Raw genomic sequence first — 5,479 nt, 5'->3', positions numbered from 1 at the left:
CCGGGGCTGCTGGATGGTCGATCAGACCAGCCAGCTTGGGCCCGCTCGTGCTCGGGAACCAGAAACGCTCGGCCACGTCGGTCATCCTCCCAGACGGGGGACGGGTGGGTTGACCGGCTATGGCACGGATCGCGGCATGTCCGTGCGACTGCCGACCTTCATTACGAGTGCCGCGACAGATGTTGGCGGCGGTGTACGACGTGTGGCTCTGAGCGGGTTTCGGACCGCCCAAGCAAGCCCGTCCACCGCGTGCGGTGTCTCGTTAGCAGATCCGTTAGCACTCGACGCGGAAGACCAAGACACTGGAGCCATCTGGTGCCGACCACCGATACGCCATGAGGCACCAGCCGATCTCCGGATCGACGTAACCGTCGTCGGAGATGTAGAGCTTCGACAGCCGTCGCTTCCATGCATTTACTGGGTGACCGGGAACCCGGTAGATCTTCGGCGGGTAATCGACGGTGTCATCGACCAGGAGCAGGCCAATCGACGGGGACGACCGGATCAGCTCTTCGATCTCGGCGCGGTTGAGCCATTCGCCGTCTCCAGATTCCCGGAGCGTCAATCCACCGCCGACCGCCTCAATCTCGTCACCATGCAGTTTGTTCGACGCATACTGCAGATCATCAGCGGCCTCCGCGAGCTCCCTCGGGTCGAACTCCATCCGTGCGCCTTTCCCTGGTCGCCATGAGACAGATCGTGGCCATTGTTGCCCCGTCCCGGTGAGAGCTGCCAAACCAGGTCACCACGGCGCGTATCAAGAGTCGGCTTGCCGATCCCGCAGGGACGCCTCTGGCGCTGTTGAGACGGTCGAAGGGCCCGGATCCTGCAACAGTGCCTGTTGGATCTCTACAAGGTGCAGAGCACTCAGGCGACCCAGATGAGGTGGAGTACTACGGTGTCGTTTGAACACTCGCGGCCACCGTCAGCGCGGCCCGGCGAACGAGGCCATACCCCTGTGGTTCGCAGGGGCCGAGACATCCTCAACTCGGCATGACCCTGCCCTACTCTTCGCGGCGGATGAGTGCGTTCGTCCCTACACTTGCGCCATGGACCAGGACCGTACTTCTGCGATTGTCGAAGACATCATCGAGGCGCTCGCTCATGGTGAGGTCGCCGATTCAGTGGACGCGTTCTCGATCGAGCGTCGCGACGACGGATCGGTTCTTGAGGTCGACCTGGGTGAACCCGATCGCGTCTACATCGTCTCGGTAACAGGTTTCGAGCGCGTCGACTAACGCGCAATGCGGCATAGAGAGACGCTCGGCCGTCACCAGTCGCGTTCGTCGTCCACGCCGGCGAGCAGGGCGGTTCGCTCGGCCGAGAGTGCGCGGCCGGTGGCCTGCTCGGATTCGTCGAGGACTGCTTCGAGGGCGGCGTACAGCTCTTCGCGTTCCTCGGTTTCGATGAATGGTGAGCGGGCGTCGAGGCGGTTGAAGGCGGCGCCGTAGTCGCGGCCCAGCTGGGTGAGGTGTGTGAGCCTGGTTGCAGCGTCTGGTTCGCTGAGCAGCGCGAGGATGGCGCGCCGGGTCTGCTTGAACTGGGCGACGGCCTTCTTGAAGCGGGCGCTGCTGATGTGTTCGCGGCCGTCCCAGTCCCGCAGCGGGTTGTTCAGGTTCTCTTGGACCCACTCGGGCTTGCGCGCGCCGGCGATCTCAAGGCTGGTGCCGTGAGCGATCTCGGAGCGCCAACGTGAGCGCATTGCCACCGCATACTCGCGCGGGATGCTGTGGAGGCCGAGAAATTCCAGGGCCCGCACCCTCTCGGGCAAGAGGCAGTCTGCGCTGCTCATGCCGAACAGGTTGCTGATGAACAGTTCCCTCAGCGAGCCCAGACGATTCAGGCTCGCGGCGTTGACCAGTTGCCTGAGGTTTCCGCCGAGCGTCAGGCTTGTCAGGTTGGGGTAGACATCGACCAGGCGATCGGCGTCGACACTCTCGATGCCGGTGGCGTCCAGCCGGCGGATGTCATTACGCCTGCCGGCGCCAGCGGCCAGCGAGTCGGCGAGTTCGCGTCCACTTAGCTCGATCGCGGCTGGATCGGACCAGTCGCGCACCCCGCGATCCCAGGCTCGCTGGTAGAACAGCTGGTCACCCAAGTGCCACAGGCTGGTGTAGCTGTTAGAGCGTCCGTGATGTAGCAGCGGCAGGTTGCCGATGACCCGATAGCCGCGCGGAAGCACCCAATCGCAGTTGTGGTGCGACAACCTGCCGCTCCATGCGTGATGAGTGAGTGTGAGAGGCCGCGTGCCTTGAAGGACGTCGACCGAGCCAGGTTCGGGACCGGACCAATCGAGTTCGAGCACACCGACCTTCTCCCAGGATGGGTCAAAATCGGTGATCTGGGCCGCGGCCCACTCGCCGAGCAGGTCGTTCGGCGCGATCACGATATCGCCCACCTCCAACGGACGTGGAGGAACAGCCGGCTTCGCACTTGGCATGCCTGGATCCTACGAGTTCCCGCCCGTCCCCCCTTCGGCAGTTCCGAGCTTTCACTCTCCGCGGCAGATCCGGACGCACGCAGCAGCCGCGCCCATCACTCACTCGGGGTCGCCGAGGCGCTTGTAGTTGTCTGGGTGAGCTCTTTGCCAGGTGCCCTTGCATCGGACCATGGACCGCACTCGCGCGTCAGGATCGTGCCTGAGCTCCTCGAGGATGATCAGCGGCACCTTCTTGTTGTGTGCCACCCAAACTCGCATGTCCGGGTGTTGCTCAATCAGATCGCGCCACGTCCCAACTGTGGCTTCGTCATGTGGCGCGCGATCGTACTCGTCTGGGTCGTCGCAGGCGGACGAACTCCTCGGATGATTCGATCACGAGTGGAATCGTCGCACGGGCAACTGATCGTCGTGCTCGGAACGCGGCCATGTCAGGACGTTGCTGGCTGAGAGGCTGAGCCTAGCGAGCCAGTGCCTTGCGGGCTTCGCGCAGCTGGCGGTTGGCGGCCTGTCCCAGGGGTGTTCCGGCGTGCTGTGCGGAGACGCGCTCGAGCACGGGAACAGACTCCACATTCCCCACCACTGAGCGAAGGGCGCTCATCGCATGCAGGCCTACGTCTGGGTCGTCGACGAGGTCGCCCAGCAGCTCGGCGACACCCGGCGCCTCCTTGTAGCGGCGCAGGGAGTACACGATCATTTGTCTGGCCATCCCGAACCGCTTTTCGGCACAGATGTCGAGCAGGTCGTTGAGCTGCTCGACGGTTGCGACGGTCCCGAGAGCATCACCGATCGTCCATCCGGTGCTGTGGTCGATGGGCGCCCATCGAAGGAAGGCCGCGTGAAGAGCACCAAACGCTGCCGGTCGCGCCCATGGACGCGCCAGGTGACCGGCCACAGCGTCGACCAGACGCCTGTCCGAGATGTCAGGCAGGGCTTCGAGCAGTACCGGCATCGCTGCTCGCTCGTCGAAAGCCGAGGGCGCGAAGTACCTGGTGTTGTTCACAAAGGTCCCGAGGTCGTCGGTGCCGGCGACCCCACGGTCCCGCAGCAACGCCTTGAGGTGCATCCACTCGTCCAACTGCATCTCGCGATCATCGCACCTGCACGCGACATGTGAGTGCGATCCGTAACAGGCTGGACAAGTGCCGCAGGTTGATGTCGACGTCGCTCTTGACGAGTCGGGCCATGACTTGGTGAACGCGAAGTTCACTGACGACGGGTGGGAGCTCAACGTCAGAGCCCGAGCGTCGGAGTTCCTCACCTTGCGGAATATCCGCGCCATGGATTGGAACTCGCGCCGGGTCGCGAAGGTAGGAACGTCAGCGGGTGCTGGTGTCTTCTGGTGCTCAGACGGGAAAAGCGGCGACGATCATGATCGGCCACGACGACGAGACCTGGGATCTAGCCATATCCGTACCGCTGGGACTCGTCGACGACCTCGTCCGCCAGGTCGAGGCCCTGTAACGCCTCATTGGCCGATGCGAGCCCCGATCGCTCATCGGCACGTTGGTTCGCGTTGTCAGCGGCAGATCAGGAAGTTCCAGTCACCAGCGCCTCGATAGCGTCGGCGAGTTCGGCTACGGGACGTTGTCCGTCCAGATGGAGGGTCGCGCCGCGGCGAAGAAGCGGCTCCACGGTCTGCACATAACCCGCGATCTCGGCTCGTTGCTCAGGGGTCTTGCCATAGGGGTTGTTCGCTCGCCTGCAGACGCGCTCGATGAGGACGGCCAGTGGCGCACTCAGAAGGACCACATGCTCAAACCGGTCGTAGAAACGTCCTTGGTTCTCGACGGTGCCGGAGACGATCACGTCTGCATGCTGGGCCAACAATCGATCCATGCGGCGCTCGTCCCAGGTGCCGTCAGGCAACTCCCAGCCGTCATAGTCGGTGTCGACCGTGAGGTGGCCTCGGCGACCAAGCTCGTCGAGGATGGTCGTCTTCCCTACCCCTGACATTCCCGTCACGAGCACCCGAGTCATGACGTCGACGGTAGCGGCAGCACGCACAAGATGCGCGCTCATCGACATGACAGCGTGGCTCGTGCGGTGTGCGCTGGACTGCGTTCCGCGTAGCATCGCGCGTTGCGCTCGACGTTCGACTGGGCAGTGGAGGCAGGTGGGTGACGGGTGAGGTTCGACTACAACGTGCTCAGCGTTGATATAGACGGCGTCATGGATACGTCGGCCGTCCACATCGCGTACGTGGCTGGCGGACAGGACGGCGTCAACCTCCGCGTCGCGCGGAACGCTAGGTTGCCCGATCTCGAATTCCTTCGCGCTCTTCCAGGGCTGCGCTATGTCGAGGTCATCGGACCTGTTGCCGACGACACCGCGGCCTTGCTGATCCCTGGAATCCGCGAGGTTTTCCTCCTGACGCGCTGCAAGAAGGCGCTGCCAGACCTGTCCGGCTCGACGGTTTCGAAGATCGGCCTCGACAGCCGACCGGGCCTGGAACAGGTGGCCGCCGTTGGCTTGGACGAGTTCCACGTGTGGGGCTGGCGGGGGACGGACTTCACGTTCCTCGGCGATCAACCTGGCCTTCGACGACTAAAGGTGGAGGCAACCCGCCAGCTTGTGTCACTCGAGGGTCTGCAGCACTGTCCACGGCTGGAGTACGTCGAACTGCTCGCCCTGCGGGCGACAGGCCTGGCACCGCTGGCTGCGGCACGGAGGCTTCAGCACCTGTGGATCATCGGCGATCGACGCATCACGGACGAGGTCACTTTGGACCTGGCCGACCTGGCCGACCTCCCCGAACTCACACGGATCCGCATCACCTTCGGCGGCGCGATCGCTACGCTCGCTCCCCTGACCAGTCCAGTCGGCCGTCGCCTGAGAGACTTCCGCATACGTGGCACCAAGGTTGCCGACGGCGACGTCTCGCCGCTGCAATCAATGCACCCAGCAGCAGACGTCCTTGGACCGGACGACTGACACTGACAAGGATCCGCTAGGAGGGCGCTGAATTATCGGCGCGTTCTGCCGCGGGTGTGATCGCTGGGCTGGGACTATCTCTTGGTGCAGGGTGTGGAGCGGGATGAC

Annotated in this window: 7 protein-coding genes; 3 read left to right on the top strand and 4 right to left on the bottom strand. The window is 64.0% G+C overall.

The window, feature by feature from the left end:
• Window positions 1–274: 274 nt before the first annotated feature.
• Window positions 275–664, bottom strand: coding sequence for a hypothetical protein (locus AB0H36_RS47845; protein WP_360539010.1), 390 nt, complete (start codon window positions 662–664; stop codon window positions 275–277).
• A gap of 385 nt (window positions 665–1,049) precedes the next feature.
• Between AB0H36_RS47845 and AB0H36_RS47840 the strand changes: the two genes are divergently transcribed.
• Window positions 1,050–1,238, top strand: a complete 189-nt coding sequence (locus AB0H36_RS47840; protein ID WP_360539007.1) for a hypothetical protein — start codon at window positions 1,050–1,052, stop codon at window positions 1,236–1,238.
• Window positions 1,239–1,270: 32 nt separating this feature from the next.
• Here the strand turns inward: AB0H36_RS47840 and AB0H36_RS47835 are convergent, their stop codons facing one another.
• Window positions 1,271–2,440 (bottom strand): hypothetical protein, encoded by a 1,170-nt coding sequence (locus tag AB0H36_RS47835; protein ID WP_360539004.1) that lies wholly within the window; start codon window positions 2,438–2,440, stop codon window positions 1,271–1,273.
• A gap of 457 nt (window positions 2,441–2,897) precedes the next feature.
• On the bottom strand, window positions 2,898–3,521 hold the full coding sequence (locus tag AB0H36_RS47830; RefSeq protein ID WP_360539001.1) for a hypothetical protein: 624 nt from the start codon (window positions 3,519–3,521) through the stop codon (window positions 2,898–2,900).
• Window positions 3,522–3,763: 242 nt separating this feature from the next.
• Here AB0H36_RS47830 and AB0H36_RS47825 point away from each other — a divergent pair, with 242 nt between their 5' ends.
• Window positions 3,764–3,901: a hypothetical protein gene (locus AB0H36_RS47825; protein ID WP_360538998.1), complete on the top strand. Its 138-nt coding sequence runs from the start codon at window positions 3,764–3,766 to the stop codon at window positions 3,899–3,901.
• Window positions 3,902–3,967: 66 nt separating this feature from the next.
• Here AB0H36_RS47825 and AB0H36_RS47820 read toward each other — a convergent pair whose 3' ends face one another.
• Window positions 3,968–4,417, bottom strand: coding sequence for an AAA family ATPase (locus AB0H36_RS47820; protein WP_360538995.1), 450 nt, complete (start codon window positions 4,415–4,417; stop codon window positions 3,968–3,970).
• A 147-nt stretch (window positions 4,418–4,564) separates the two neighbouring features.
• Here AB0H36_RS47820 and AB0H36_RS47815 point away from each other — a divergent pair, with 147 nt between their 5' ends.
• Entirely contained in the window at window positions 4,565–5,371 is an 807-nt protein-coding gene (locus AB0H36_RS47815; RefSeq protein ID WP_360538992.1) for a hypothetical protein, read from the top strand.
• The last annotated feature ends 108 nt before the right edge of the window (window positions 5,372–5,479 follow it).

The sequence above is a fragment of the Kribbella sp. NPDC050820 genome, from assembly GCF_040653975.1.
GTDB lineage: Bacteria > Actinomycetota > Actinomycetes > Propionibacteriales > Kribbellaceae > Kribbella.
The sequence above is the reverse complement of the archived record's forward strand: the minus strand, read 5'-3'. Positions and strand labels throughout refer to the sequence as shown.

What these genes read in the sequence shown, in the direction of transcription:
- AB0H36_RS47845 (WP_360539010.1), bottom strand. Translation starts at nt 664, where the DNA reads ATGGAGTTCGACCCGAGGGAGCTCGCGGAGGCCGCTGATGATCTGCAG.
- AB0H36_RS47840 (WP_360539007.1), top strand. Translation starts at nt 1,050, where the DNA reads ATGGACCAGGACCGTACTTCTGCGATTGTCGAAGACATCATCGAGGCG.
- AB0H36_RS47835 (WP_360539004.1), bottom strand. Translation starts at nt 2,440, where the DNA reads ATGCCAAGTGCGAAGCCGGCTGTTCCTCCACGTCCGTTGGAGGTGGGC.
- AB0H36_RS47830 (WP_360539001.1), bottom strand. Translation starts at nt 3,521, where the DNA reads ATGCAGTTGGACGAGTGGATGCACCTCAAGGCGTTGCTGCGGGACCGT.
- AB0H36_RS47820 (WP_360538995.1), bottom strand. Translation starts at nt 4,417, where the DNA reads ATGACTCGGGTGCTCGTGACGGGAATGTCAGGGGTAGGGAAGACGACC.